The sequence below is a fragment of the Actinomycetota bacterium genome, assembly GCA_041658625.1.
Classification (GTDB): domain Bacteria; phylum Actinomycetota; class JAHEXW01; order JAHEXW01; family JAHEXW01; genus JBAZZW01.
In genome coordinates this window covers 221,058-247,975 of sequence record JBAZZW010000001.1, presented here as the reverse complement: position 1 = coordinate 247,975, position 26,918 = coordinate 221,058, and the positions used below count along the sequence as shown (strand labels likewise).

Annotated in this window: 27 protein-coding genes; 25 read left to right on the top strand and 2 right to left on the bottom strand. The window is 46.8% G+C overall.

Annotated elements, in window-relative coordinates:
* Window positions 1–26: 26 nt before the first annotated feature.
* From WC891_01190 to WC891_01140, 11 genes are all read left to right on the top strand, one after another.
* Entirely contained in the window at window positions 27–992 is a 966-nt protein-coding gene (locus tag WC891_01190; protein ID MFA5866569.1) for an NAD-dependent epimerase/dehydratase family protein, read from the top strand.
* A complete protein-coding gene (locus WC891_01185) occupies window positions 989–1,558 on the top strand; it encodes an HAD family hydrolase (GenBank protein MFA5866568.1) in 570 nt (189 codons plus the stop codon). Before WC891_01190 ends, WC891_01185 begins: the two co-directional genes overlap by 4 nt.
* On the top strand, window positions 1,555–2,259 hold the full coding sequence (locus tag WC891_01180; GenBank protein MFA5866567.1) for a nucleotidyltransferase family protein: 705 nt from the start codon (window positions 1,555–1,557) through the stop codon (window positions 2,257–2,259). The genes WC891_01185 and WC891_01180 overlap by 4 nt, the downstream gene beginning before the upstream one ends.
* A gap of 3 nt (window positions 2,260–2,262) precedes the next feature.
* The gene (locus WC891_01175; protein MFA5866566.1) at window positions 2,263–3,246 is read left to right on the top strand and encodes a GHMP kinase; all 984 of its coding nucleotides are present in this window, start codon (window positions 2,263–2,265) and stop codon (window positions 3,244–3,246) included.
* Entirely contained in the window at window positions 3,246–3,866 is a 621-nt protein-coding gene (locus WC891_01170; protein MFA5866565.1) for an SIS domain-containing protein, read from the top strand. The genes WC891_01175 and WC891_01170 overlap by 1 nt, the downstream gene beginning before the upstream one ends.
* The gene (locus WC891_01165; GenBank protein ID MFA5866564.1) at window positions 3,847–5,037 is read left to right on the top strand and encodes a glycosyltransferase family 4 protein; all 1,191 of its coding nucleotides are present in this window, start codon (window positions 3,847–3,849) and stop codon (window positions 5,035–5,037) included. Before WC891_01170 ends, WC891_01165 begins: the two co-directional genes overlap by 20 nt.
* Window positions 5,030–5,890 (top strand): methyltransferase domain-containing protein, encoded by an 861-nt coding sequence (locus tag WC891_01160; GenBank protein MFA5866563.1) that lies wholly within the window; start codon window positions 5,030–5,032, stop codon window positions 5,888–5,890. The genes WC891_01165 and WC891_01160 overlap by 8 nt, the downstream gene beginning before the upstream one ends.
* Before the next feature lie 4 nt (window positions 5,891–5,894).
* Complete coding sequence (locus WC891_01155) at window positions 5,895–6,644, top strand: class I SAM-dependent methyltransferase (GenBank protein MFA5866562.1); 750 nt, start codon at window positions 5,895–5,897, stop codon at window positions 6,642–6,644.
* Window positions 6,645–6,762: 118 nt separating this feature from the next.
* Entirely contained in the window at window positions 6,763–8,115 is a 1,353-nt protein-coding gene (locus WC891_01150) for a radical SAM protein (GenBank protein MFA5866561.1), read from the top strand.
* 184 nt (window positions 8,116–8,299) lie between these two features.
* Window positions 8,300–9,484: a glycosyltransferase gene (locus WC891_01145; GenBank protein ID MFA5866560.1), complete on the top strand. Its 1,185-nt coding sequence runs from the start codon at window positions 8,300–8,302 to the stop codon at window positions 9,482–9,484.
* A gap of 84 nt (window positions 9,485–9,568) precedes the next feature.
* A complete protein-coding gene (locus WC891_01140; GenBank protein MFA5866559.1) occupies window positions 9,569–11,992 on the top strand; it encodes an alpha-(1->3)-arabinofuranosyltransferase family protein in 2,424 nt (807 codons plus the stop codon).
* Here WC891_01140 and WC891_01135 read toward each other — a convergent pair.
* On the bottom strand, window positions 11,961–12,413 hold the full coding sequence (locus WC891_01135) for a tetratricopeptide repeat protein (GenBank protein ID MFA5866558.1): 453 nt from the start codon (window positions 12,411–12,413) through the stop codon (window positions 11,961–11,963). The two genes, WC891_01140 and WC891_01135, sit on opposite strands and share 32 nt — an antisense overlap.
* Window positions 12,414–12,581: 168 nt before the next feature.
* Between WC891_01135 and WC891_01130 the strand changes: the two genes are divergently transcribed.
* Together WC891_01130 and WC891_01125 are read left to right on the top strand one after the other, a co-directional pair.
* A complete protein-coding gene (locus tag WC891_01130) occupies window positions 12,582–13,043 on the top strand; it encodes a hypothetical protein (GenBank protein MFA5866557.1) in 462 nt (153 codons plus the stop codon).
* Window positions 13,044–13,160: 117 nt separating this feature from the next.
* Complete coding sequence (locus tag WC891_01125; GenBank protein MFA5866556.1) at window positions 13,161–14,768, top strand: hypothetical protein; 1,608 nt, start codon at window positions 13,161–13,163, stop codon at window positions 14,766–14,768.
* A gap of 120 nt (window positions 14,769–14,888) precedes the next feature.
* Here the strand turns inward: WC891_01125 and WC891_01120 are convergent, their stop codons facing one another.
* Entirely contained in the window at window positions 14,889–15,965 is a 1,077-nt protein-coding gene (locus WC891_01120) for a hypothetical protein (protein ID MFA5866555.1), read from the bottom strand.
* Between the two features lie 273 nt (window positions 15,966–16,238).
* Between WC891_01120 and WC891_01115 the strand changes: the two genes are divergently transcribed.
* The 12 genes from WC891_01115 (at window position 16,239) to raiA (ending at window position 26,418) form a co-directional block, all read left to right on the top strand.
* On the top strand, window positions 16,239–16,874 hold the full coding sequence (locus tag WC891_01115; protein MFA5866554.1) for a SurA N-terminal domain-containing protein: 636 nt from the start codon (window positions 16,239–16,241) through the stop codon (window positions 16,872–16,874).
* A gap of 69 nt (window positions 16,875–16,943) precedes the next feature.
* Window positions 16,944–18,212 (top strand): oligosaccharide flippase family protein, encoded by a 1,269-nt coding sequence (locus tag WC891_01110; protein MFA5866553.1) that lies wholly within the window; start codon window positions 16,944–16,946, stop codon window positions 18,210–18,212.
* A gap of 15 nt (window positions 18,213–18,227) precedes the next feature.
* Complete coding sequence (locus WC891_01105; protein MFA5866552.1) at window positions 18,228–19,298, top strand: bifunctional phosphoglucose/phosphomannose isomerase; 1,071 nt, start codon at window positions 18,228–18,230, stop codon at window positions 19,296–19,298.
* Window positions 19,299–19,382: 84 nt separating this feature from the next.
* A complete protein-coding gene (gene ahcY / locus WC891_01100; GenBank protein MFA5866551.1) occupies window positions 19,383–20,639 on the top strand; it encodes an adenosylhomocysteinase in 1,257 nt (418 codons plus the stop codon).
* Between the two features lie 239 nt (window positions 20,640–20,878).
* A complete protein-coding gene (locus WC891_01095) occupies window positions 20,879–21,088 on the top strand; it encodes a hypothetical protein (protein MFA5866550.1) in 210 nt (69 codons plus the stop codon).
* Window positions 21,070–21,633 carry a nucleotidyltransferase gene (locus tag WC891_01090; protein MFA5866549.1) on the top strand — a complete coding sequence of 188 codons (564 nt, stop codon included), beginning with the start codon at window positions 21,070–21,072 and terminating at the stop codon, window positions 21,631–21,633. Before WC891_01095 ends, WC891_01090 begins: the two co-directional genes overlap by 19 nt.
* Before the next feature lie 342 nt (window positions 21,634–21,975).
* Window positions 21,976–22,560: a class II aldolase/adducin family protein gene (locus tag WC891_01085; GenBank protein MFA5866548.1), complete on the top strand. Its 585-nt coding sequence runs from the start codon at window positions 21,976–21,978 to the stop codon at window positions 22,558–22,560.
* Entirely contained in the window at window positions 22,544–23,584 is a 1,041-nt protein-coding gene (gene mtnA / locus WC891_01080) for an S-methyl-5-thioribose-1-phosphate isomerase (GenBank protein MFA5866547.1), read from the top strand. Before WC891_01085 ends, mtnA begins: the two co-directional genes overlap by 17 nt.
* Window positions 23,584–24,498, top strand: a complete 915-nt coding sequence (locus WC891_01075; protein ID MFA5866546.1) for an AEC family transporter — start codon at window positions 23,584–23,586, stop codon at window positions 24,496–24,498. Before mtnA ends, WC891_01075 begins: the two co-directional genes overlap by 1 nt.
* 10 nt (window positions 24,499–24,508) lie before the next feature.
* On the top strand, window positions 24,509–25,207 hold the full coding sequence (locus WC891_01070) for a ComF family protein (protein MFA5866545.1): 699 nt from the start codon (window positions 24,509–24,511) through the stop codon (window positions 25,205–25,207).
* Between the two features lie 43 nt (window positions 25,208–25,250).
* On the top strand, window positions 25,251–25,511 hold the full coding sequence (locus tag WC891_01065; protein ID MFA5866544.1) for a flagellar biosynthesis anti-sigma factor FlgM: 261 nt from the start codon (window positions 25,251–25,253) through the stop codon (window positions 25,509–25,511).
* Window positions 25,512–25,851: 340 nt separating this feature from the next.
* Window positions 25,852–26,418, top strand: coding sequence for a ribosome-associated translation inhibitor RaiA (raiA, locus tag WC891_01060; GenBank protein MFA5866543.1), 567 nt, complete (start codon window positions 25,852–25,854; stop codon window positions 26,416–26,418).
* The last annotated feature ends 500 nt before the right edge of the window (window positions 26,419–26,918 follow it).

Below are 26,918 nucleotides of genomic sequence, written 5' to 3'. Positions count from 1 at the left end.
AAAACGATAAACAACGTTTGTAGATTTTGGCAAGGAAAATGGGGGAAATGATGAGCGAGAAGACAATCAGGTTTTTCTTGACGGGAGGGGCGGGATTTATAGGCAGTCACCTGGCGGATAGATTAATAAAGATAGGCAATGTAACCGTTTATGACAATTTAAGCTCTGGGAGAAAAGAGTTTATAGAACATCACTTGAAGAGCGCGCGCTTTGAATTTGTCAAAGGAGATTTGCTTGATTCTAGTAAGTTGAAAAAAGCGATAAAAGACCACGATATTGTTTTTCACCTATCGGCTAATCCGGACATATCTTATGGTATAGATCATACAGATTGGGATCTAAAGCAAGAAACTATCGCTACTTACAATGTTCTTGAATCGATGCGACAAAACGGAATTAAGAAGATTGCGTTTTCTTCCACTTCTGCTGTATTTGGGCAACCGGATAAAATCCCGACATCCGAGGATTATGGCCCTCTATTTCCTCATTCGCTTTATGGGGCAAACAAATTGGCCTGCGAGGGATTGATTTCCGCTTATGTAGAAACCTTTGGTTTTCAAGCTTGGATTTTCCGCTTTGCCAACATTATCGGTGAACGAGGAACCCACGGTGTTTTGGTCGATTTTATTAATCAGCTAAAACAACATCCTCAAGAAATAGAAATGTTAAGTGACGGTACTCCTAACAAGAACTATTTGCTGGTTCAAGAATGTGTTGAAGCAATGATATTTATCTTTGAAAATGCCAACGAGAGTATAAACTTATTTAATCTAGCTTCACTAGGGCAAACTACGGTCGACGAGATTGCCAAAATAGTGATTAAGGAGATGAACCTAAAAGACGTCCAGATAAACAAAGGTAGAGAAAAAAGAGGATGGCCCGGGGATGTCACTAATATGATGCTGGATACTGGAAAACTCAGCAAGCTTGGCTGGCAAAGTAAATACAATTCTACCGAGGCGATCAAGCGAGCTACTAGGGAAGTATTATGAGGAAAACAGCAGTATTCTTAGACAGAGATGGTGTAATCATTGAAGATATTGCAGATTCAAGCTATAGAGAGATTAAGATATTGCCTAAAGTTGTCGACAGCTTGAGACTGCTTAAGAAATATGATTTAGCTTTAATAGTAGTTACGAATCAACCAGGAATTGCTAAAGGTGCATTTACCAGTAAAGATGTAGAAATGGTTCATCAAATATTAAACAAGAAACTAAAAGCAAATGGTTGTCCGATTGACGCATTTTATTATTGCCCGCATCATCCAACTAGCGGATTGAGCAGCCAATATACGCGAGTCTGTCAATGCAGGAAGCCGGAAATCGGGCTCTTAGTCAAAGCGGCTAAGAGTTTTAACTTAGAATTGGATAAATGTTTTATGATTGGAGATTTTACTTGGGATATTCAGGCCGGTAAAAGGGCCGGCTGCACCACGCTTTTGGTAAAAAGCAGAAGAAGGAGTGATCGGGAAGTTGAGGCAATCATAAAAGAGTCAAAACCTGATTTCTTTTGCGAGGATCTTTATCAAGCCGCTAAGGTAGTTATTTCGAGTCTATGAAGGCGATTATTTTGGCTGCAGGAGAAGGGAAAAGGCTTCACCCTCTAACAAATGATGTTCCAAAAGTCATGCTTCCAATTGCTGGAAAACCGCTTTTAGAGCATCAAATCTTGTTGTGCAAACGGCACGGAGTAGATGAAGTCTTCTTAAACCTTTATTATCTACCCGAAATCATAATCGACTATTTTAAGGATAAAGACTTAGGAATAAAGGTAAGCTGGACTGTTTTAAGCAAACTCGTCAATGCGGCTGAAGCACTTCTTCTCTTCAAGGACAAACTCGAGGGTGATTTTCCTGTCCTTTATGGAGACGTCGCAAGCAAGCTAAACCTGTCAAGCGTCATCAGATTTCATAAAAGCAAGAATGCCTTAGCTACCCTTGTTCTACATGTATCAAATCATCCAGAGGATAGCGACTTGGTTGAGGTTGATGAAAACAATCGGATCTTAAGATTTCATAAAAAGCCGCATGTTGATTTAGATTGCGGAAAAATGAACCTAGGAAATGCAGGAACGGTAGTTTTTTCGCCAGAGGTTTTCGATTTCGTTAAGACAGGATTAGATCCTGACGACAGCATCTCTCACTCATTATTGGCCCCGTTAAGCGCCCAAAGCGACAGAGTTTTTGGTTATGTCACAGAGGACTATATGGAAGATATTGGTACACTCGAGAGATACAAAAGGGTGGCCGAGGAGTTTTAGCTAATGATTATTTCAAGAACCCCATTGAGAATCAGTTTTGTGGGTGGCGGCAGCGACATAAGTACTTTCTATAACCTGCAGCCCGGAGCAGTAGTGTCAACAACAATAAGAAAATACATCTATGTTACGGTAAACAAGAAATTTGATAATAGAATTCGGGCAAGCTATTCGATTACAGAGATTGTGGATGACGTCAACCAATTGAAACACGATCTTATCAGAGAATGCCTGAAGTTGGTGAATATAGATGGTGGAATCGAGATTACATCCATCTCTGACATAACTTCAAGGGGGACGGGGCTAGGTTCATCGAGCAGCTATACCGTAGGTTTGCTGAATGCTCTGCACGCTCATAAGGGGGAGCACGCATCCGCGGAGAGACTGGCTCAAGAGGCCTGTAAAATCGAGATCGAAGCATTAAATAAACCGATTGGCAAACAAGATCAATATGCAGCTGCCTATGGAGGATTGAATTACACTCAATTCAATCCTGACGAGAGTGTTTTTATCGAACCCATTATTTGTAAGAAAGAGATAAAAGAGGAACTGGAGAGGAGCCTCTTGCTTTTCTATACTGGCATAGCTCGTTCTTCTGACTTAATTCTCTCCGAGCAAAAGAAGAATATGGAAACGCAGGAAGAAAAAAACGAGATCCTGGAAGAGATGGTGGAACTGGCTAGAGAAATGAAGCGGGCATTAACACAGAATAATCCAACTCAAGTGGGTGAGTTGCTCCATAAGAATTGGATACTCAAGAAGAAAATGGCCCAGGGGATTTCTTCTCCCCAAATAGACAAATGGTATGACACAGCTCGGCAAAACGGTGCAACGGGCGGGAAAATACTCGGAGCCGGTGGCGGAGGATTCTTGCTTATTTGTGCTCCTCGTTCAAGACACGAGCAGATCAGAAAATCCCTATCGATGTTGAGGTTGATGCCTTTCACATATGAATCACAAGGCAGCAAAATTATATACGTGGAGGAATAATGCCGGAGACAATCAAAAAACAGGTTCCAGTACTTATTGAAAAATACTTAAGGGATTTAAACGAAGCTTTAGCGACCTTACCAAAACTGGAAACAGCAAAGGTTATTGAAGAAATCATTGACGCCTACCGGCGAGAAAAACAGATATTTATTTTAGGTAATGGAGGTAGCGCATCCGCGGCCTCACATTTCGCTTGCGATCTTGGCAAAGGAACGCTTAAGCGTGTGTATGACGAAAAAGAGAAGAGATTTCGGGTCGCGTCCCTTACCGACAACGTCGCCTTGATCTCAGCGTTGGCTAACGATTTGTCATATGATGACATATTTGTTCAGCAGCTAAGGAATCATGTCCAGAGAGAGGATTTGGTTATTGCGATTAGTGGCAGCGGTAATAGCCCGAACGTAATCAAGGCGATAGAATATGCGAAGCGTTGCGGGGCAAAGACTATTGGCTTTCTCGGATTCGGAACTGGGGGAGAACTAGCCAAGATTGTGGACGACGCAATCATAATTCAGAGCAGTAATTATGGTCCGATAGAAGACCTTCACTTAGTTCTAAGTCACCTCATTACCTTCTGTATCGCAGAGTTAAAGGACGATTTTGACAACCGTAACCCCTGAGAATGCGAAGAAACGCATCCTGATGATATGTCCTTTCGCTCGTCCAAACGAGGGAGGGGTGGAGTCTCATTTAGACAAACTAATAGATTATCTGGCTGGACACAAGGTGTTTGTCTATCTGATAAGTTATCAGCCCTTGACGACGAGCACAAAAGGGAAACCGGTTGAAAAAGGACAGAACTTTGTGATTTATCGGATTAACTGGTTCGGTCAAGGATGGTTCAATAGGATTGAAAAATATTTCCCCCTAACCTTTCTTTATTTGGTTCCGGGGTTATTGTATAGAAATATCATCTTCTATTTGAAGAACCATCAAAAGATTGACACTATTCATGCGCATGGGTTTGCTGCAGCATTTGTAGCCAAGGTTCTTAAACGGATACATAAGAAAAGAACCGTAGTTAGCACGCATGCAGTCTATAACTTAGAAAAAAGAAAAGTTCTAGCTAGCCTAGTTAGATGGCTCTTGTCTTCCTTCGACTTTATATTAGCGGTTGGGGAAGCATCCAAAGAAGAACTAATTAGAATTGGTATCGATAGCGGGAAGGTGCGAGTCCACCCCAACTGGGTTGATACGGATACGTTTAAGCCTCATGGTAAAAAGGAGTCAAGGAGATTATCAAACCTTCCACAAGATAAATTCATCATTCTTTTTGTAGGTAGATTAATTGCCAAAAAAGGGATTCTGCTCTTAATTGAAATTGCTAAGCAGGTTTCCGGTGAAATGGTTTTCGTCATTGTCGGGGCCGAGGGCCCCGAATCTTCCCAAGTTGACAAAGCCGCAGAAACCCTTGGAAGCTTCATTAATGTTAAAGGATTGCCGGCTGCTGGAAAACCTAAACAGGAGGCAATAAGCAGGTACTACAATAGCGCTGATATGTTTGTCTTACCCTCTCAATATCCCGAAGGTTTTGCCAGTGTCATTCTAGAAGGCATCGCCTGCGGGACTCCGATTATCTCCACCAATACCGGTTGCGTACCGCAAATAATTGATGAATCTGTAGGTGTTCTTCTGAATCCAACGAAAGACAATCTAAAAGAGATCTTCGAGTATTTCTATCGGCACCGGGACAAATTGAAAGAAAAGGCAAGGAACTGCAGGCCGTATGCTCTAGAGCATTTCAGCGAGAAGAACGCTGAGATTATTTTAAATAGTTACCAAGATGACTGATCGGAATAGTGTCTTGCTCAATAAAATGTTATCGAAAGTCGGCGATCTCGGATTTAGGAGACGCGTTGTCAAACTGATCGAATACCTTGACATAAACGACGGTGACGCTATCTTGGATTGTGGTTGCGGCGAAGGCTTCTATACGATGATAATCAGCGAATTACATGACGCGCAGATAACAGCATTTGATTTTGATACCGAATTGTTAAAAAAAGCGCGAAATCTAATAAACAATAAGAAGAACATTCGTTTTGTGGACGGTGATATTGCAGAAGGATTACCTTTTGAAGACGAAAGTTTTGATAAAATCGTTTTCTCTGAAGTACTAGAGCATTTAGACGATGACAAGAAAGCGCTTAAGGAAATATATCGGGTACAGAAGTTTGGGGGCGTTACCGGTCTGACGGTACCTAATAAGCATTACCCATTTATGTGGGACCCGTTAAACTGGACTAGAGAACATATTGGATTGGGGCACTTTAGCTCAAGAAACACTGTTTTAGGTGGCGTATGGTCCTACGACCACAAGAGATTATACTTACCAGACGAGATAAAGGCTCTAGCCGAAGAAGCCGGGTTTAAAGTTACAAAAATCGAAACACTGACACATTTTTGCTTCCCTTTTAATTATCACATCCTTAGATTAGGGAAACTGTTTTATACCAGGCTCCCTGTATCGAAAGGGACAAAAGAGTCAATGGAAAAATTCGAGTGGGAAAGTGAGAAAAACGATGGTGGGAATAGTCTGATCAAAGCAACATTCAATGTGTTCAAAAGAGTTGATTCTAGAAACGATAGATATCAAGATCTTGACGGGACATCCGTTTCAATATCACTAAGATTAGAAAAGTGAATCTATGAATCTTCATACAGAAAGATGGGAAGAAGCACAGAAAAAAGAAGCCGAATACTGGAAACAAGAGTCGTTCAGAGATAGTGAGTTCAAGGAACTAGTTACCAAGTATTCTAAACTATTTGCTCGGATTGAGAAAGATTATTATTTTGATGACAGTTTCAAGATATTAGACCTAGGTTGTGGCGCGACTTGTCCTTCTATCCTTTTTACGAGAGGCAAAAAGTATGGAGTCGACCCTTTAGCTGGATCTTTTCTACAGACAGATAAAGAGAAACTAGATGGCAAGATAAATCTCTCTGAGGGGCGGGGTGAGGAAATCCCTTTTGCAGATGATTATTTTGATGTAATACTTTGTCGTAATGCGTTGGATCACATGGATAACCTTCAAGAAGTGTTTTCTGAAATGAAAAGAGTCGCTAAAGAAAATGCGGTAATAATCCTAAGCGTATATGTGTATGCGCCCTTTATTTTCTTCTTGAAAACAACCACTGAACATATTCCTTTCTTAAGAAACATTGAGCATCCCTTTACTTTTACTCAAGGTCGATTTAGGAAATTGTGCGAAAAAGATTTTGAGATTTTGGAAGAACAAATAATCTTTGAAGGGAAAAATTCCATTGATTACGGAAAACAAGATGTACATATGAGTGAGCCTTTGTTAAACAAGGTTATAGCATGGTTGAATAGATATGTTTTCTTGAGTGATTGGTTTTTAAGAGAATATCTCCTTATTTGCAGGAGTAGAACATGAAGTTAATGAACCCCCTTGTTTTGTTCCATCCTAACCCATTTTCAGCTGAACGACCTTATTACGGGAGTTAGCAAAAGATGGGGAAAAGCTCAAGGTATAGAGACTAAGAGAGGATTATATGAATGTAATGTTTATTAATATCGGATCTAACGACACCTACCCCACAGGAATTGGTGCGTTATCGGCCTTTTTAAGAAGAAATGGTCATCTTACAAAAATGCTCGATGTGGTCACAAATAAGTCGGTGATTGAAGAGGGTCAATATCAATATATTAAGAAAGAAGTGAACAGTTTCAAGCCTAGGCTTGTTGGATTTACTGTTTTTGAGACTGGGTTCCATTGGATTAAACAAATATGTGATTTTATTAAAAAGATAGATCCTTCGATACTCACCATTGCCGGTGGATATTATCCAACGTTGTCCCCTGAGGATGTACTTAATCATGACTCGATAGACATAATTTGTAGAGGCGAAGGTGAATATGCTCTTTTGGAGTTGATAAATAGTCTAGAAAGCAATAGCGATATAAAAACAATACGGAACTTATGGGTTAAAGAAAAGGGTAAGATTTATCAAAACGAAATTAGACCACTTATTGAAAACTTGGACGATTTACCATTTTGGGACAGAGAAATGTTCGATTATCAAAGTCACCTAAATATTATTAAAAAGGGTGGTAGGAATGTAAAGGTGATGGCAAGCAGAGGTTGTCCCTATCACTGCACATATTGTTCTAATCAATATTTTAAAAAACTTTATCCTAATAGAAAAAAGTATGTTCGCATAAGAAGTTCAGCACATCTCATTGAAGAACTAATATATTTGAAGAATAATTTTGATTTCGATTATGTCGGTTTTCATGATGATAACTTGACCCTCTTTCCCGATTGGTTGGAAGAATTTAGTGAGTTTTATCGTAAGAAAATCAATATCCCATTTTACTGTGCGGCAAGGATAGAAACCTGTTCAGAAAAGAACTTAGATAATCTTAAAAAAGCAGGGTGTTTTATGGTGCTAATTGGACTTGAGAGTGGAGACGAGACCTATAGAAAAGAAATGATGAATAGAAAGATGACGAATAAGCAAATCACTGACGCTTGCACAAAAATAAAGAATCGCCGAATGCTTCTCTGGACTTTTAATATGGTAGGCATGCCAGGTGAGACCAGACGGCATCTGCTAAAAACAGTATTGCTTAATTGGAGAATTGGTCCTGATTTTGCAATGACTTCAATATTCTACCCTTTCAAAGGAACAGAGATGGGAGACCTTTGCTATAGAGAGGGACTGATAAATTTCACAAAGAAAGAAATGATATGTTCTTATGCGGACGATTCCATTCTGAATCATCCAAATATTTCAATTCTGGATATGAAGATCGCTAAATACTTGACAATAGTTTCTGCTATGAGACACCGATTCTTTTATGAACAATCATTAGATCGTGTTCGAAGCAGTTTGAAACACTAATAGCTAGAAGTTTTGGGGTGAATTAGAGGACAATTAATGGTCCTCTTGCGCGAAAGTGGGTTCAATGTCATGCGAACTCATCCAGATTCCCACACCATGAAGACTCAGCGGTGGCATTCGCGCTTTCATGCGCATTGGACAATAGCCAGAAAATCATAGATTTCAATTGCCAGGTGAGTGAGAAATGAGAATCTTGATTATAGCAGACCACCTACTAACATCACGTGTTGCAACTGGTGGAGACCGGGTGTTTGTCGAGCTGGCAAAACGCTGGAAGACTTTAGGGGCAGAAACTATGGTTTTGATACCCGCGCTGGCCGTTGAGCAGTGTCAAGATGAAATCGCGCCTTCGAGGATCTATTCTATTGACACTATAATTGATCGCCATGGACTGGCTAGTCGGTACCTTTGCTTTATACTCCCTGCATATCTTATAAGAACCATAAAGGCTTGTGCTCTTATGCGCTCGATCGAGTGTGACGTGGTCTACACGACCGGTGATTTCTTCTGTGACGTCATTCCCGCGGCTTACTACAAACTTAGAAACCCTGAGGCTAAGTGGATTGCGAGAATCTATCATGTCAATGAGTTTCCCTTTAAACGGAGGAGCAATCCTTTCCTGTTTAGCACCGTATCATTCTTTCTCCAACGGTTTAGCTTTATTTTTATCAAGCGGTTCGCAGATAGTGTTTTTCTACTCAACAGGGGCGTGGAAGAGCAACTCGCAACACTCGGCTTCTTGCCTGAACAAATGCAGGTTGCGGGAGCGGGAATACGGTTCCGTGAAATTGATGAGATAGACTCCCAATCGGAATCGGTTTTTGACGCTTGTTTCTTGGCGCGCCTTAACCCGACGAAGGGCGTTTTTGATGTGCCTCTAATCTGGGAAAGAGTAGTTAAGACTGTAGAAGACGCCAAGCTTATGATAATAGGTTCTGGATCCCAAGCAGGAGTGAGACGACTAGAAAGAGAGTTGAAAAAAAGAGGGCTTGATGACAACGTTTCGATTACCGGTTTTCTTCCGGATCGGCAGGTGTGGTTGACACTAAAGAGCAGCAGGGTGTTTATTTCTCCAAGCTACGAAGAGGGATGGGGAATGTCAGTTTGTGAGGCAATGGCATGTAAGGTGCCGGTTGTGGCATATGACCTACCTGTATACAAAGAACTGTTCGACGACGCAGTCGTAGCAGTTCCCAGTGGCAGCATAGAGCAGTTTGCGGATCAAATAGTTTATCTTCTCCAAGACCCGGAATCGGGAAGCCGAAGAGGCGAATATGGTTACACCATAGCTTCGCGTTATGACTGGGACAAGATAGCTGATAGAGACTTGGAATTGATTAAGAGTCTAGTGGCTGAGGAGCAGGTGTGACGGGAACGCTTATATATTCCCAACTTAAGGAAAAAGCTTGATTGTATCTGAAACGAATTTCGTAAGACACAAGGGGCAGGAAGCGTGAACATACTTAAGGAAGCGAAAAAGTATGTTTTTGAGCATAGGTTGATATTATTCGACCTAGGATTGATTCTATTAGTTGGCTTACTTTCAATTTCGTGGTTTAGGGGGAATTATCTGATAAAAGTCGGCGATAGTTTTTTTTCACTTGATGCGGCTTTCAGTCTGCGCGAATTCTCAAGTCAGGTCTGGGCTCCTTGGGCAACAGGGGTGCCCTCACCCCTAAGTGTTATTTCTTATTTCTTTTTTCTACAAATGTCTATTTTAAAATTCATAGGCATTTCGCTAGTTGTTCAACAAAAAATGCTATTCTATACCCTTTTCACCATAGGTGGTTTGGGTATGTACGCTTTATTTTCTACTTTGGCGACCAACGATAATAAGCGAATAGGTGGTTTAGCTGCTGCTCTTTTTTATATGATGAATCTGTTTGCTCTTTCGAGTCTATGGGGTAGGCAAGGTGGGTTATATAGTTATGCATTACTGCCCTTATTCTTAGCTCTATTTGCCAAGGGTTTATGTTCTGAAAAGGGCTATATTAGATATCTATTTTTAATTCTCGGAATTTGGTTTTTGGCGCCCATTTCAATGATTAATCCTGGCTATTGGCTTCCCATTTGGATGGTACAATTATCTTTCTTAATCTTCTTTGTGGCTCGTAACAGAAACGATAAAGCCACCGTTCTTCATGCTCTACGTTTTTCTGGCTTGCTTGCATTGTTATGGTTTGTTTTAAATCTTTGGTGGATATTACCTCTCTCAATTTTGGTTAGTGGTGTATACGCTGGCACTCATACTGCGGGAGAACCAGCCGCGATATTTCAGTGGACGAGCTTAAGCGCAACGCTGGTGAATTCCTTTCGCTTGCTTGGCGATTGGACCATTTACGAAAAATATGGCTCCGAACCTTACTATTCATGGGCGTTAGTTTATTTCACTCCATTTTTTGTTCTGATCAGTTTTATTCCTCCGCTACTGGCGTTCGCTTCTTTGTTCTTTAAGTCTATGCGAAGATATGCGGTTTATTTTGCGTTCCTCGCTATAGCTGGACTCTTCTTGATCAAAGGGCCACATGTACCCTTGGGGTGGCTTAATACTGTATGGTTTAACGTACTTCCTTTTTCAGGCATGTTTAGAAGCACATATGAAAAGTTGGGCCCAGTTGTTGTACTCAGCTATGCATTTTTAATCGGCACAAGTATTGCAGGAATTTTTGAGTATTTAAGAACGAAACCAAAGGTCTTTAGGATTAAGACTATCAAAATCACACCCATTTTGTTCATAGTCTTGATTTTTACAATCCTGTACGGTGTCCTGGTTTTTCCCTTTTGGACTGGTGAAGTTTTGTGGGCGGGTAGTGCCGGGAGACCGTCCTACCGAGTTCAAGTACCTGAATATTACCACGAAGCCGCCAAATGGTTTGAAAAGCAACCTAAAGAAAACAAAGTTCTAACTTTACCACCTAGCTTATTCGTGGGGGGTTATGCCTATAAATGGAAACACGGGTACTTTGGAAGCGATCCCCTTGATCAGTATTTTGTTCAGCGACCATTAATGGGACTACTTACCGGGTCAGACTTTGCGGACGAGTTTCAGAAAGAGGCTATTATAAATCTTCTTACCCAAAATTCTGAAACGGCCAGTAAAATGTTGGGTCTCTTGAATGTCAAATACATTTTAGTCCACAGAGACTTTCACATGCGCTACGCATTCCCTAGTCCACGACAGTACTCCGTTGAGCTTGCCCCTAAGAATCTGGAGAAGAATCTGAGAGCACACAAGGAGTTTCAGTTTGCAGGTGCTTTTGGCGACCTTGCCATTTACACGCTGAAATCAGAATTATTTGTACCCCAGATATACGCTGGGGGTAGCTCGAGACTTGGCGTTCGTGGAGTGGATAGCTTGGCTAAAATGGTTGAAGAACAAGACAGTTCAAAGTCTCAAGTCTTCTTTTTGCTAGATCCGAGTGAGACAAAAAACTATAGAGAAGTGAAGAGACCCCTAAGCAGCAAGCAAAAAGCCGTGGTGAGCTTCAAAAGAGTAAGTCCGACTTTGTACAAGGTAAAGATTAAGAACTCAACCGCGCCATTTTATCTAACGTTTTCGGAAACATTCGACCCTTATTGGAAAGCCTATGAAGGTAATGTGAACTGGTTTCAGGCTTTGTGGAAGAAGCCAATTGATGAGAACAGGCACTTGCGGGCAAATGGATATGCCAACTCATGGTACATTGATAAGAAGGGTGATTATGAGATGACTTTGTATTTCTGGCCGCAGAGCTTAGTGAACGTTGGAGCATTCGTTTCAGGCATGGCGTTCTTAAGTTGTGTTGGATACTTGGTTTGGGATTGGCGAAGACAGCGCAAACCTACTGCAAAACGGGCTCTTGAAGCTATTTCTCCAGACCAGCAAGCTCCTTCTTGATATCGGCGATTGTGGCTTTGTCATCGGTGTGTTTTATCGCGTTTTTCAGCGCTGTGATTGCTTTTGATTTGTTGCCTTGCGTACTGTAAAGGGAGCCTAGCGCCCGGTAGTCATCGGTATTGTTGGGATCGAGTTCAATGACCCGCTCAAAGTCAGAGATGGTCTCAGGGAGCATATCTTTTGCGCTGCGGGCGTATGCCCGCTCGCGGTAGGCGTTGACATACTTGCCGTCAAGGGAGATTGCTTTGTTGAATTCGGCAATCGCTTTATCCCAATTTTGTTCGCCGGCGTAGAAAACTCCCATTTTGTAGTATTCAAAGGCCGATCCAACCGGTTTGTTGAAATATAGGAAACCAGCTACTGAAGCAATCATAATCAAAAGCCCGGTTCCGGCAAGTACTAGTCCGATGCTTTTTTTCACAGCATCTCCTTTTGGTAACTCCGTACCAGAGTATATTTACCTGTACATTCTACTATTATTTTATGGCTTTTAATAAGGCCGCTTGCTTAAAGCTCAATATGCTACTATAAAAACGCTGGTAAAAAAGACAGAAAGGATGGTTGACGACGTATCGTTCGTATCATCGCATTGATTGGATTGATTGCCGGGTTAGGTATCACCTGGCTTGGGTTTAATATCTACATAAGGGCGATTAAGTCGGGGATTGAAGATGTACCGGTTGAAACGCTGATTGGCCGCTACACCCAATTGTTCGAGAAGGGCCTAAATGCCCTGAAGGCCCGGCCAACACGGTCTGTTATCGGACTCTTCCTAGTTACTGGTAGTGTCTATTTAACTTATAGTGGAAACGTAAATGTTTTTGGTTTTTTCGTAGGGCGAGAGTACTTTATTCTGGGTTATTTCATTTGGTCTTTGCTTTGGCGGGTGGATTCCCGCGGCGCGATTGCTATCGCTGTAGGTCTTCTGGTATCGTGTCCCTTTCTGATCGTCATGGAGCAGCGGGCCTTGGCTGAACAGGCGGCTGTGTCGGTTTTTTACTTTCTGGTCATTGGCGTTGTTGAGCAGATAATCGAGTTTATACGAGAATAACGCGCCGATTCGGCCTTCTCTTTAGTGACAGCTGAGGTTGCCCTGCAAACGAAAAAATTCTTAGCCTTCCTGCGAAAACCGAATACAATCATCTGTATTGAATATAGCGTGTTGGCTTTGGTGATTTTGATACCGCTCTTGAAACCAGGTTATGTTTTTGCGCTTGACATGGTTTTTACGCCTACAATAAGGATGCCCACTGAGCTAACAGGATATTATCCGTTCGGCCTTCTTTTACATCTGCTAAACCTCATTCTACCAAGTTGCGTAATCCAGAAAATATTGATGTTTTTGGTTCTCGTTTTGGCTGGCGTCGGTATGCATTTATTGGCGCCCGGCAGGCGGGAATGGCCAAAGTACTTCGCGGGAATACTATATGTACTGAACCCGTTCGTCTTCCAGAGATTCACTGCCGGACAATTGGGAGTATTGGAGGCCTATGCGTTAACACCTTTCTTGATAAAGGCGTTTCTAGACCTTCTTGATAATCCCAGATGGACAAAAGCTTTACTTGTCGCTGTGTTGATGTCGGCCGTATTCGCCTTCGGATATCAAAGCGGTGTTATGGCCGCTGTATTCTGCTGTATTGCGGCAATCATATATTTGCTTTTTGGGCTAAGAAGACCGCGCTCGGCACGGATGGCGATAAAGTGGGCGGTTGTTGCCGGGTTGCTGTTTATGTTCTTGAACTCTTTTTGGATTGTACCTTTTGTTCGGGGAGATGCGTCCGGAGCCCAAAGCATGAAAAGCTTCACATCAAAGGATGTTATAGGCTTTCAAAGCGCAGCTGATCCAAAGATGGGCGTTATGTTCAATGTTGCGGCCATGTATGGGTTTTGGGGGGAGAATTCGGGCAGATTTGTCGCGCCTAAGAAAATCATTCCCGGTTGGCAGGCTTTGTATCTGGCAATTCTACTACTTGCGTTATGGGGGCTTATAAGCGGGATCAGAAGAAAGGAAGGTCGGTGGAGGGCGGCAGTCTTTGGCATTACCGGGTTCGTTGCCTATGTGCTGGCTGTCGGCGTAGCGCATCCATATACGGCCGGTACGTTCTGGTTTCTTGTCAAGCATGTGCCGTTGTTCTCCGGCTTTAGGGACGCACATAAGTTTGTGGCCATTCTGGTTGTCAGCTACGCGTATCTGGGCAGTATCGGAGTGGATGATATTTTGGCTCGACTTGATAAGCTCAAGGAAGGCAGGTTAAAGAAGTTCTCGATGCTTGTTCCGGCGCTTCTTTTACTGATTCCCGTCTTCTATACATATCCGATGTTGTGGGGGTTTGGCGGGCATCTTCACGTAACGCCTGATTATCCAAAAGACTGGTATCGGGTAAATGATTTTCTTAACCAAGACAAGCCTGACTACAAGGTGCTGTTCCTGCCTTGGCATCAGTATATGAGTTTTTCTTTCATAGACAAGACAGTAGCCAATCCGGCGAGTAACTTCTTTGATAAACAGGTTATTACCGGCGACAATATGGAGTTTGGACCCATATATTCCGAATCGAAAAATCCGGTTTCGGAGAAGATTACCAAGATGTTTGTTGGCTCGGATCTGGACAGGCGCAATCTTGGCATTCGGATGCGCCGCTTGGACATAAAATATATTGTTCTGGCTAAGGAGGCGGATTATCAGCAATATGACTACCTAGACTCTCAAGAGGACCTGGAGCTTGTTAAGGACACGGAAACCCTATCTGTCTACTTAAATAAGGCATGGAAATGATTAGGTATAATAACTACGGATGTCTTAGGAGATAGCGGGAGTTGGCCTAAATCGGAAGCAGTAAAGAAAAAGCACCCAAGAAATCGGGTGCTTTTTCTTTACTGCTAAAACAGATGTTTCTTAGTTAATGCTGGAACTGTCTAACCAATATAGACCCACTTCTGCATCAGGCACGGTGTAGAGATTACTCAATCTGTAGCCTTTGCCATTGAAAGCTGCCATCGATGAAATGGGACGTACTGCCCAATTTCTGTTGCCTACCCAAGGACTTGCGATTGCCGGACCGCTCTTTGTCGGTCGGGCCAGGAAGTCGGTAACATAGACTGTAGCGGCTGAGCCTTTAATCAGAGTACCAGGCTTAGCCAGTAAGGACCTACCAACAACAGTGTTATTGAGCAGGTAATCACCCAACTCCACGTCGCTGATGGTCATCACGTTGCTCCACTTGAAGCTCCAGCTATTGAAGGATGTCGTCGAGGCGAACGGCTCTAAGGTGTAATTGTTAATAGCCCTCCCAGCTTCGTCTCCTTCCCACAGGTAGACAGCGGGACCTGAGCCTTTGACAAGCGTGCCGTCGGCCAGTAACGCTCCACTGGTGATAGGAGCTCCATCCAGATAGTTACCCATCTCATAAACAGAGATTTCGAAAATGTCGGCCATCTGCAATCCAAGACTGCTAAAAAGTCCCATTGAAATGATTGGGTGGACAGCTTCAACTCCCTCGCCCTCCCATCCGACAATATAAATAGTCGGATCATGGAACATCTTGAGCAGGGTGCCGGGACGCGCTTTAAGCGGCGAGGCCGATAGAGGGGTTCGGTCCAGTTGACCTTGGGTAACAGTAACGATATCAGCCCAGTTAAATCCCCAGCTCATAAAGACTACTGACGATATTACCGCGTGCTTGCGACCGTCCTGAATCCACCAGACCGTGCTAGACGTAGCCGTCTTGACCAGGCTCCCGTTCGGGCATCCGCCATGCGTATCGGCGATTGGGTTTACCCCGCTATATGTGTTATAACCATAATCCAACTCGGCACGGGTGTTGTTAGCAAAGTAACCGTAGCCGTAGCCAGTCGTAACAGCTGCCCGGTGATTTTGGAGAAGATTAGCCATGGCAGTTGACCCGCTAACTAGCACAAGCAGACACACCAATACGATTGCGAACGAGAATTTACTTTTTTCTATCTTAATCATTTCCACCCCCTCTCAAAATAGATTTATCTATCGTTTTTTTTGCAGTTCACACTACATATAAGGACACATTAACCGGCTACAGACTATCAATCAACAAATACTATGTCAAGTTTTACCAAGAGTTATTTGTGGGATTATATTATATTTGCGCCCACTGTTAACGCGCATTGACAAGAAGGACGCCGTTTGCTATTTTGAGCAGGCGGTTTGTTTACGCTCTTATGATTTCTTTCTATTTCACAATTCAACCTGGTTGTTCCTAAGGAGGTTTTCATGCAGAGATTGTTCAAAATGTTTCCCATTCTTGTTTTGTTGATTGCCGGGATTATTATTAGCGGTTGCCTAGGCGGTCAAGACAAGAATCTAGTTGCGACAGTCAATGGAACGAAGATTACCAGAACGGATCTTGACAACGAGTATAAACTGGAGCCCTTTATGACAGCGATACTCGGCCGGGCTGGTTTCTCCGCGGAGCAGCGAAAGAAGATCATCATGCTCGACTTGATTGACCGGACGATTGTCAGGCAAAAAGCCGAGGAGGAAGACATTAAAGTCACCGATGAGCAAATTCAGACGAGATATAAGTTGTTCAGAATGGGCCGGACCCAGGAGCAATTGATAAAAGAGCTGGAAAAATCAAGCATTAACGAGCAAGCTCTCCTGCACTATATCAAAGACCAGGCGATTGAAGAAAACCTGTTCTTTAAGGTTATTAAACCGCGAAAGGTGACGGAACAGGAGGCCAAGGACTATTATAAGAAGAACCGGAAGAAATTCCCGGATATGACTTATAAAGAAGCCAAAGCGTTGATTATGCCGCGGCTTCAGCAAACAAAAACTGCTCAGGCTAGAACAGAATGGTTTGATGAGGCGAGACGCGATTCAAATATCAGACTGTACGGCTGGTAGGCGAGAAAGGCGCGCCTTGCTGGAATGTCTTCAATAAAGGAAAGAGCCATAAGGCTATTGAATAGTCGGTTGTTTAGGGCCAGTGCGGTCCTCTGGATCGGCATGATGGCCGCGAATGTTTCTAACTACGTCTTTCATTTATTGATGGGTCGTTTTCTGGGGCCAATCAATTACGGCGTCCTGGCGTCACTATTCTCCGTACTTTACTACTTGTTAGTACCGCTCGCGACAATTACGACGATAGTGATGAAATACACAGCCGAGTATGATGCGGAAAGCATGCCCGGCAAGATCTATAGCCTATTTATACGCCTCACCAAAATACTCTTGCCCGTCGGGATTATTCTATTCGTTCTCTTAGCGGCAGCCAGCCCGCTTATCAGCCGGTTTCTAAAGATCGATTCTGCCTGGCCGATGCTTATATTAAGCACGACGATGCTTGTGGGTTATGTAGTACCGATAAATCGAGGTATCTTACAAGGTTTACAGAAATTCGGCGCGTTATCGATAAACCTTGTTGTAGAAACAGTGGCCAAGCTAAGCATCGGTATCGGGCTGGTACTAACCGGGTATGCCGTAAACGGTGCTGTCTTAGGCATAGTCTCCGCAGGCTTTATCGCTTATGCAATATCTTTTATTCCGTTACAAGGGATCCTCCGCAATCAGAAACCTATATCAATTTCGGTTCGCGCGATGTGGAAATACTCGGTCCCGGTTTTTATTGCTCTTCTTTGCCTTAACAGTTATTACAGCTCAGATATTATTCTGGTCAAGCACTTTCTGTCACCAGTTGAAGCGGGATATTATTCCGGCCTTTCCATCTTAGGCAAGATCGTCGTATTTGCCTGTCTGGCAATCGTTGGGGTGATGTTTCCAATGGTTGCCGGACGACATAAGGCAGACCAGAAGCACTCACATTTACTGGGTTACACTTTGGGTTTGATTATATTGATATCCGGATCTATCGTGCTAGCCTATTCGGTAGCGCCTAAGTTTATTATCAGCCTGCTTTTCGGAACAAAATACCTTGCCGTTTCTTCTTATTTGGGCTGGTTTGGCCTGGCCATGCTCCTCTTGGCGCTTTCCAGCGCGTTATCTAACTACTATCTTGCAATCGATAAGACAAAGTTCGTGGCAATTCTGGTCGGGGCGGCAATTCTACAGATAGCGCTCTTGTGGGTTTTCCATTCATCGCTTGCCCAGATCGTAAACGTGATGGTCGGAACAATGGCGCTCCTGTTTGTTTCCCTGTGCGCCTTCTATTTTGTCGCCGTCAGGGGCTTGGCGCGCCGCGAACCGGAAGAATCGCCATTGGTCACTCTGCCGACCGAGTTTTGATATACTGTTACGACTATGCTTGAGCGGTTAAACGACCCCGAAACCATAAAATCAATCGATATTTCCGATATGCTTGGCGTCATCGGCGCCTTTCCGGCCCAGTGCCGGGAAGCCGTGTCGCTGGCGGAATCCTTCGATTTCGGTAAGTTAAGCGGCGACGTTTCGTCGATCGTAACTCTTGGCATGGGCGGCTCGGGTATCGGCGGCGATATTGTCAAAGCTTTACTTGAGCCGAAGTCAAAAGTTCCCGTTAACGTGTGTAAAGGTTATTCTTTACCGGCGTTTGTCGGGCCCGACACCCTGGTCTTCGCAATCAGCTATTCGGGCGGGACGGAAGAGACGCTGACGACCTTGCAGCGGGCCGCGGACGTCGGTTCGAAAATAATCGCAGTCACGTCCGATGGCAGTTTAGAGAAAGAAGCGAAAAAACGCGGTTTCCCGGTGATCAAAGTTCCGGGGGGACTGCAACCGCGAGCGGCGCTCGGCTATCTGTCCCTGACGGTTGTGGTCGTTTTGGAAAAACTTGGGTTTATAGAGGACGTCAGGGCGGATATCGAAGAAACACTTGGGATCCTGGAAATGATGAGCGAGCACATGAGCCCGGACAGTCCGGCCGGCAACAACATCGCCAAGCAGCTGGCCGGCAGGCTATATGAAAAAATGCCTGTGGTCTATGGTTCCGAAGGAACACCGGCGGTCGCGGCTTTGCGGTGGAAATGTCAGTTCAACGAGAACAGTAAGGTACCGGCCTTTTGGCATCAGTTCCCGGAGTTAAATCATAACGAGATTGTCGGCTGGCAGGAACTGGGGGAAGTAGCGAAGCGGTGCTGCCTGATTACCTTGCGCTCGCCGGGCGAGAATCCGCGCACGCGGAAGCGGGTCGAGATATCCCTACCGCTTCTTGAGGGAGTAGTCGGCGAATCGCTTCAGGTCTGGTCGGAAGGTGATTCCGAACTAGCCAGGCTATACTCGTTGATTTATTTGGGTGATTTTACCAGCGTTTACCTAGCTATATTAAACGGCGTCGACCCGACGCCTGTGGAACGGATACAACTGTTGAAAAAGAAGCTAAGAGAAGGGAAATAGGAATAGTAGAAAATATTGTTCGAGCTTGTCGAGAACTACTTCTCGATGCCCTGCGGGCACTCGAAGATTATTGGGGAGGATTTTTTGAATTACGACATTAAGGATATCGGTCTGGCTGAAAAAGGCAAATTAAGGATTGAATGGGCGGAGATGCAGATGCCCGTTTTACGGCTTATCCGGGAGCGTTTTACCAAGGAACAGCCGCTCAAGGGCGTCCGTTTGAGCGCCTGTTTACATGTGACGACGGAAACGGCCAACCTCATGAGGACGCTTCAGGCCGGCGGCGCCGATGTCGCTCTCTGCGCCAGTAATCCGCTTAGCACGCAGAACGACGTGGCGGCGTCGCTGGTCAAAGACTACGAGATTCCGGTTTTTGCCATCAAGGGCGAAGACAACGACACTTATTATAAACACCTTAACGCGGCGCTGGACCACCGTCCGCAAATAACCATGGACGACGGCGCCGACGTCATTTCCACCATCCACGCCGAGCGGAAGGACCAGGCGGCCGAGGTTCTGGGCGGGACGGAAGAGACGACGACTGGCGTCATCCGCCTGCGCAGCATGGCCAAGGAAAAAGTCCTCTTGTACCCGATCATCGCCGTCAACGACGCGATGACCAAGCATCTGTTTGACAACCGTTACGGCACCGGACAGAGCACGCTGGACGGCGTGCTGCGGGCGACCAACATCCTGCTGGCCGGAAAGACCGTCGTCATCAGCGGATACGGCTGGTGCGGCCGCGGCTGCGCAATGAGGGCTGAAGGGGCCGGCTCTAATGTCATCATCATCGAGGTCGATCCGCTTAAGGCGCTGGAAGCGAACATGGACGGTTACCGCGTCATGCCGATAGCGGACGCGGCTAAGATAGGTGATTTGTTCATTACCGTGACCGGCGACATCAACGTTATTCGCAAGGAACACTTTGACCTGATGAAGGATGGCGCGATTTTCTGTAACTCAGGCCATTTCGACGTGGAAATCCAGATTTCCGAACTTCGTAAGATGGCTAAGTCCACCCGGACAATCCGGGAATTTACCGAGGAGTTCGTGATGGCGGACGGCCGCCGGCTGTATCTTTTGGGTGAAGGCCGCCTGGTCAACCTGGCCGCGGCCGAGGGACATCCCGCCTCGGTTATGGACATGAGCTTTGCCAACCAATCGCTGGCGGCTGAATATATCGTCAAACACGGTCGGGGACTCGAGAACATCGTCTACTCGATGCCTGAAGACCTCGATCAGGAAGTGGCTCGTTTGAAGCTTGACGCTTCCGGTATCAAGATTGACTCGTTAACACAGGAACAGATAAAGTACTTAAACTCCTGGGAGATGGGAACCTAGAAAGCTAAGAGCATAGAGCCAAGAGCGAAGAACTATTGAAGAGCAGTTTCCTCCCCCTTGGAGGGGGGAGGAATAAAAGGTGGGGGTGCCGCTTGCGCGGCAAGATAACCACCCGCCCCTGCCTACCGGCAGGCAGGCCTCAAGGGCGGGGAAACCGAGAGGCACCCTAAACCATGCTGTTGACGAGGTCATATATCAATATCTATGGTATAATATAATCATCGTAAACAAGGTGGATAATGATTAAAAATCCCCATGCATGGAACCAATTTGAAGACAGGTTATACGCGAAGGAAGCGCCGGATTATCAGAAAGGGTTGACGATATTTGAAGCCCTTTGGGACGAGGCGGTCGCTCTCGGCGTCTTGCCTCTTCGTGACCCGCTTGCCGGATTAGAGACCGATATCGCGTTGGCAAATATCCTGAATTCATGTTCCAAGAAATCATAGCGCGCATCGCCACCAGCCTTTCCCATTGCCAAATCCCCTATATCGCTATAGGCGGTCAGGCAGTCCTTCTATACGGTGAACCTCGATTAACCGCAGATATCGATATGACTGTCGGGATAACCGCCGACAACCTGTCGGATCTACTTGTTGCCGTCGAAGAAGCCGGATTAATCGTACTCACTGATGACCCGACGGCTTTTGTCCAGGAGACGATGGTTTTGCCAGCTAGAGACCAAGACACAGGGGTTCGCGTCGATTTCATCTTATCGTTTACGCCTTATGAGGCTGAGGCAATCAAACGAGCGCGGTTTATTATGATCGGCGGCGTCAAGGTCGCTTTTGCCGCCCCAGAGGACGTGATTGTCCATAAGATCTTTGCCGGACGGCCACGCGACATTGAAGACGTCCGTGGCATATTAATCAAACAGGAAGGTTTAGATTTCGTGTACATTGAACGCTGGTTGAGAGAATTCGACAGCACTTTCCCCGAAAAGCGGTTTCTAGGCACCTTTAAGGATTTAGCAGACAGCAGAGAGCCACAGTGATTAGTGAAGAGTGATTAGCCAAGAGCAGAGAACGAAGAGCCTAGAGCGGTTAGGGTTGATAGATACTCTTCGAGCGAGTGAAGCGAGTCGAGAAGTAACCCCGAAATAGTCTCGTACGCTGCTCGCGGTCTACCATCGTTAATGCTTTGGGGTCAGGACTCTCACCTAAGAAGAAAGTCCTGACCCCAGGTTGCACTGGCCCCAGAAATAACCCCAGAAGTTTCTCACAGAAGATGGCCTTGCCTGATTTACCTTGATTCCGATAATATGAAGCTCGAGTATCCTAGTTTGGAGGGAGCACTATGGGTTTATTGTCTATTATTTATTATTTAGGATTTAGTTATGTCTGACCCAAGACGGGATTTAATTGAGGCAGGCCGGGATGTTTTTGAAGGCGGCCTGGTCAAAGGGAGGGCGGGCAACATCAGCCTCAGGATGCCGGAAAACAGGATATTGATTTCCCATACGGGTTCGTGCCTCGGAAGCCTAGCCGATGACGGGCTAATGGTGATTAACCTGCAGGGGGACATTCTAGAAGGTGAACATAAGCCCTCGACCGAGTTCAAGGCCCACCTGGCTGTATATCTTACCCGTCCGGATGTCGGCGCGGTCGTCCACACCCATTCCACATATGCGAGCGTTGCCGCGTATTTGAAGCTTCCGCTGTTAAAGGTGAATCCGGAAACGAGTGATGTTGTCGGAAAGGTCGGACGCGTGCCCGCGTTGGCTCCCGGGACGCAGGAGCTGGCCGTCGCCGTCGCCAAGGCGCTGGGTTCCAACGGGGCTGTTTTAATGGAAAGACACGGAGCGCTGACCGTCGGTATCAATATGCGCGAAGCCGTTAACCGAGCTTTCTATCTGGAAGAAGCCTGCAAGATGTCTTACTTGATCGAGCGATTTGAGGGGGCTAATGCCGAAACCGATTGACTGGGCCGGCGGCCGCATCAAGTTTCTCGACCAGACAAAGCTACCCGGAAGCGAATCCTACATCGAAACGGATGACTATTCAGCGATAGTTGAAGCCATCAAGCAGTTACGCTTGAGGGGGGCGCCACTGATCGGCGTCGCCGCAGGTTACGGCCTGGCCGCCGCCGCCGTTTCTTCCCGAACCGCCGATCCCCGGGACCTGCTAAGTGAGCTTGAAGAAGCCAAGGCGGCTCTGGACGCGACGCGCCCGACAGCCGTCGACCTCTTCAAAGCCACTGGCAGGGTGTTTAACGCCGCGGCGTCTCAAAACTCGAGCAAAAGCATGAAAGACGCGGCGGTTCGCGAGGCGCAAGCCATTTTCGCGGAGACGGAGCGCGCCGATATTGAGTTGTCGCGCCTGGGCGCGGATCTGATAAACGACGGCGATACCGTCTTGACCATCTGTAATACCGGGGCGCTAGCGACGGGAGCTTACGGTACGGCGCTGGGAGTGATTCGAACGGCTTACGACCAGGGCAAAGAGATTTCCGTCTTCGCCTGTGAAACCCGGCCGTTGCTGCAAGGCGCCCGCCTGACCATGTGGGAGCTTGACCGGCTGGGGATCCCGGCCAAACTGATCGTCGATTCCGCGGCCGGACATTTTATGCGCCGGGGGGAGATTTCAAAGGTTATCACCGGCGCCGACAGGATCGCGGCCAACGGAGACACCGCCAATAAGATCGGGACGTATACCCTGGCCGCGTTGGCCGACCGGCACGAAGTTCCTTTTTACATCGCCGCGCCCGTATCTACGGTCGATCTGGAAACCCTCGACGGCGAACGCATAACGGTTGAGGAACGAGGGCCGGACGAGGTGACGGGCTTCAACGGTGTACGCGTGGCGCCCGACGACGCCGAGGCGCGCAATCCCGCCTTTGACGTCACGCCGGCCGGCTTGATTTCAGCCATTATTACCAATGGCGGTATTGTTTATCCCCCGTACGTGGAATCTATAGCCGGCATCTTTTTAGGAAAGGCCCGGTAATGCGCGAACTGCTGGTTTTTATCCCCGCGATGTTTATCATCATCAGCATCGGCTGGGGCCTGAAGCGAATCGGGTTTTTAGGTCCAGCGGACGTTGAAGTCCTTAACAAAATAATCATTTACGTTAGCTTGCCGGCGCTGATATTCTTGGCGGTTCAGAGGGCTGACCTAAGCCTGTCTGTGGCCAAGTTCCCGTTATTTGCCATCGTTATAATGCTGCTTACTCTGGCGGTTGCTTTTGCCGCCGGCCGGTTGCTTAAACTTTCACCCGCCCTCAAAGGCGCGTTTCTGCTGGTTGCCGCGATGGGCAATACGGGTTATCTGGGTTTCCCGATGACTATCGGATTGTACGGACAGCAGAACCTGATCAAAAGCGTCTTCTACGATTTTGGCACAGTCGCGCTCCTTTTCACCTTGGGAATCATCATCGCCGGCTACTACGGCGATCCGGAACGCAAGATGAACGCGGCCAAGGAGTTCGTGATGTTTCCGTCCGTTCTCGCCCTGGCGGCCGGATTGCTGTTCAATCCGGTGCCCCTGCCGGACTTCCTGATCAAGACACTGGATTATCTGGGCCAGGCGACCGTACCGGTCATCATGTTGACGGTCGGTCTTACCTTGGAGGGTAAGAAGATCGGAAAATACGCGGCGCCGCTGATGGCGATGTTGCTGTTGAAGCTGGTATTAAGCCCGGTTTTCGGCTACCTGGCGGCTGCCGCCGGCGGTTTGTCAGGCACGGACCTCGGCATTGTCGTCCTGGAGGCGTCGATGCCGGCGGTCATGCTGTCGCTAGTAGTGGGTCTAAGGTATAAACTTGACACGGAATTCACCTCGCTCGCCATCCTTGTTTCAATTATCGCCAGCCTGGTTACCATTCCGGCCGTTCAGGCTGTCTTCAGACTTATAACCGCTTAAAGGCAAATTAGTGGGTATTCTACGCGGTTTCTACGAACTCGTTATCCCTCCCGTTTGTTTTGCCTGCGGAGAGAGGTCTTTGACAGTCCTTTGCCGCGGCTGCGCGACCGCGATCGAACCGATCGAGGAGCCGGTGTGTCCGGTCTGCGGCCGACCGGTCATGTACGACGTCGAGATGTGCGCTAAATGCCGCGCTGACGCTCCACCGTTTGACAAGGCCAGGGCGCTGTCCGTTTACGATTTTCCGATGCGGGAAGCGGTGCTGGGCATGAAAACCAGACAAGGGCGCGGTCTGGCGGAGTTTCTGGCGCCCCGTTTTGTCCGCGCCTTCCGGGATGACATCGCCGGAGCGGACTGGTTGACTTATGTACCCGTAAGCCCCGGCCGCCTGCGCAAACGCGGCTTTAATCAGGCCAAAGAACTGGCGGAGGCGGTCTCCCAGTTGACCGGATGCCCCGTTGTCGACGCTTTAAAGATGACACGCTCCGTCAAGGACCAAGGACAGCTGGACAAGGAAAAACGAAAGGCCAACGTGGAGTCGGCTTTCGTTGTCAGGAGGAACGCTCCGGTTATTTCCCGGCGCGACCTGATCCTGATCGACGACGTCATGACAACCGGTTCAACCGCCTCGGCCTGCGCGAAAGCGTTGAAAGAAGCCGGTGTGGCAGGCGTAACGGTTCTTATCCTGGCGCGCGCCGATTACGCTTAAGGCATCGGCCTCCTCTGCCGATGAAATTAAAAAGAGGGGAATTATGATTATCAGTCACGACGAGATCGTAAAATGCATGGATATAATCGCGGTTGAGACCGGCGCGTCGCCCAGTGTGGGCATGACGCCGGCCGCCCGCGTGTACGCCGAGATATTCAAGAAACGTCTTGAGACCGTTGAGGCGAAGCAAAACGAACGCCTGAAAGACGTTAAGGAAGCGGTCGCGTCCAGCCAATACCGTGTCGCCAGCGATGAAGTGGCGGAAAAAATGCTCGGCCGCGTCATCAGCGACAAAGTGCGATAGGTCGACTAGTCTGAAAGTTGACTATTGAAGCGAGGTTGTTAGAATCTAGTTAGAGGGCTTCCATCCCGGGTCTGTGGTTGCGTTCCCGCTTTTAGCGGGGCAAGTCCATGCCAGTCGCAGGCAAAAGGATCCACGTAAGTCCGCCAGAGTTCTTTGGCGGGTGAGCATGGTGCGGTTTAGGAGTAAGTCCTGCCTCGGGAAAACGGTCTATTGGCCGCGAGTACGGGGAGAGGAACGTGAGTGGTGAAAACTGCGGAGTTCCCGGCAGGCGAGTGTGGGGTCAAAGACCAGGTCAGCCTGGATGGAAGCCTTCCGTTGTCAATCCCACCGGAGGTAAATAATGCGGGTTATTATCAAAGGGCGCAATGTTGATCTTACGCCCGCTCTGAAGAGCTATGTGGAAGAGAAGATCGGTAAGATCGGCCGGTATTTTGACAAGGGCACGAAGATAGAGGTCGAGCTGAGCGTAGAGAAAAATCCCAGCATCGCCGACAACCAGACGGTGGAGGTGACCGTCTTCGCCAACCACAGCTCGGTGATCAGGGCCAAGCAGAGCAGCCCCGATATGTATGCCTCCGTAGACACCATCATAGATAAGCTGGGCAAACGGCTTAAGAAATACAAGGAAAAGCTGGACAGCCAGCACAGCAAGCATCACAAGGAAACCATCCGCAACAACGGTTTCGTAGAGACCTTTGCCGAAGAAGAATTCGAGTTCGAGTCGGACGGCCCCGAAATCGTCAAAACCAAGCAGTTCACCATCAAGCCGATGTCTCTGGAGGAAGCGGCCATGGAGATGGAACTCCTCGGCCATAACTTTTTCTTCTTCAGGAATTCGGAGACGGAAGTCCCGAACGTAATCTACAAGCGCCGCGACGGCAATTTAGGCCTGATAGAACCTACCTAAAAAAGTGCGGCTTGACCGCTAAAGTCGCCGCGTCGTAAGTCCCGGTTTTATCCGCTCAGAAGAACGCTCGATTTCCTTAAGCTGGGAAATCTTCGCTCCCTGTAAATCCTACGACCACTACAACGCTACGTAGCGTTGTAGTGGACCATGCTCGCTTTATGTTAATGGGGTCAGGCCCTATCGCATAAAGAGAAAGGGCCTGACCCCAGCTTCCCTCCGGAAACGCCCCCGTACTTCCTTCGTTTCGCGGGATGCGGCTCCGCGCCCAGCCGCATAATATTAATGGCTATTCCTCTCCCCTTGCGGGAGAGGAAGGAAACCCAGGTTCGAGGCTCCCACCCACCCTAAATCTAGACTCGCAGACAAAGACGCTCGGATTTATTAGTTTTTAATACCTGCCAGAACATATTCTCGAGAATGTGTCCACGAAAGACAAACGAGGAAGTTGGAGTTCTACCTGGGGCGCCATATTATTTACTGCAGGTTAAGCACAGTGACCC

What these genes read in the sequence shown, in the direction of transcription:
- WC891_01185 (MFA5866568.1), top strand. Translation starts at nt 989, where the DNA reads ATGAGGAAAACAGCAGTATTCTTAGACAGAGATGGTGTAATCATTGAA.
- WC891_01180 (MFA5866567.1), top strand. Translation starts at nt 1,555, where the DNA reads ATGAAGGCGATTATTTTGGCTGCAGGAGAAGGGAAAAGGCTTCACCCT.
- WC891_01175 (MFA5866566.1), top strand. Translation starts at nt 2,263, where the DNA reads ATGATTATTTCAAGAACCCCATTGAGAATCAGTTTTGTGGGTGGCGGC.
- WC891_01170 (MFA5866565.1), top strand. Translation starts at nt 3,246, where the DNA reads ATGCCGGAGACAATCAAAAAACAGGTTCCAGTACTTATTGAAAAATAC.
- WC891_01160 (MFA5866563.1), top strand. Translation starts at nt 5,030, where the DNA reads ATGACTGATCGGAATAGTGTCTTGCTCAATAAAATGTTATCGAAAGTC.
- WC891_01155 (MFA5866562.1), top strand. Translation starts at nt 5,895, where the DNA reads ATGAATCTTCATACAGAAAGATGGGAAGAAGCACAGAAAAAAGAAGCC.
- WC891_01150 (MFA5866561.1), top strand. Translation starts at nt 6,763, where the DNA reads ATGAATGTAATGTTTATTAATATCGGATCTAACGACACCTACCCCACA.
- WC891_01145 (MFA5866560.1), top strand. Translation starts at nt 8,300, where the DNA reads ATGAGAATCTTGATTATAGCAGACCACCTACTAACATCACGTGTTGCA.
- WC891_01120 (MFA5866555.1), bottom strand. Translation starts at nt 15,965, where the DNA reads ATGATTAAGATAGAAAAAAGTAAATTCTCGTTCGCAATCGTATTGGTG.
- WC891_01115 (MFA5866554.1), top strand. Translation starts at nt 16,239, where the DNA reads ATGCAGAGATTGTTCAAAATGTTTCCCATTCTTGTTTTGTTGATTGCC.
- WC891_01105 (MFA5866552.1), top strand. Translation starts at nt 18,228, where the DNA reads ATGCTTGAGCGGTTAAACGACCCCGAAACCATAAAATCAATCGATATT.
- WC891_01095 (MFA5866550.1), top strand. Translation starts at nt 20,879, where the DNA reads ATGATTAAAAATCCCCATGCATGGAACCAATTTGAAGACAGGTTATAC.
- WC891_01090 (MFA5866549.1), top strand. Translation starts at nt 21,070, where the DNA reads ATGTTCCAAGAAATCATAGCGCGCATCGCCACCAGCCTTTCCCATTGC.
- WC891_01085 (MFA5866548.1), top strand. Translation starts at nt 21,976, where the DNA reads ATGTCTGACCCAAGACGGGATTTAATTGAGGCAGGCCGGGATGTTTTT.
- mtnA (MFA5866547.1), top strand. Translation starts at nt 22,544, where the DNA reads ATGCCGAAACCGATTGACTGGGCCGGCGGCCGCATCAAGTTTCTCGAC.
- WC891_01075 (MFA5866546.1), top strand. Translation starts at nt 23,584, where the DNA reads ATGCGCGAACTGCTGGTTTTTATCCCCGCGATGTTTATCATCATCAGC.
- WC891_01065 (MFA5866544.1), top strand. Translation starts at nt 25,251, where the DNA reads ATGATTATCAGTCACGACGAGATCGTAAAATGCATGGATATAATCGCG.
- raiA (MFA5866543.1), top strand. Translation starts at nt 25,852, where the DNA reads ATGCGGGTTATTATCAAAGGGCGCAATGTTGATCTTACGCCCGCTCTG.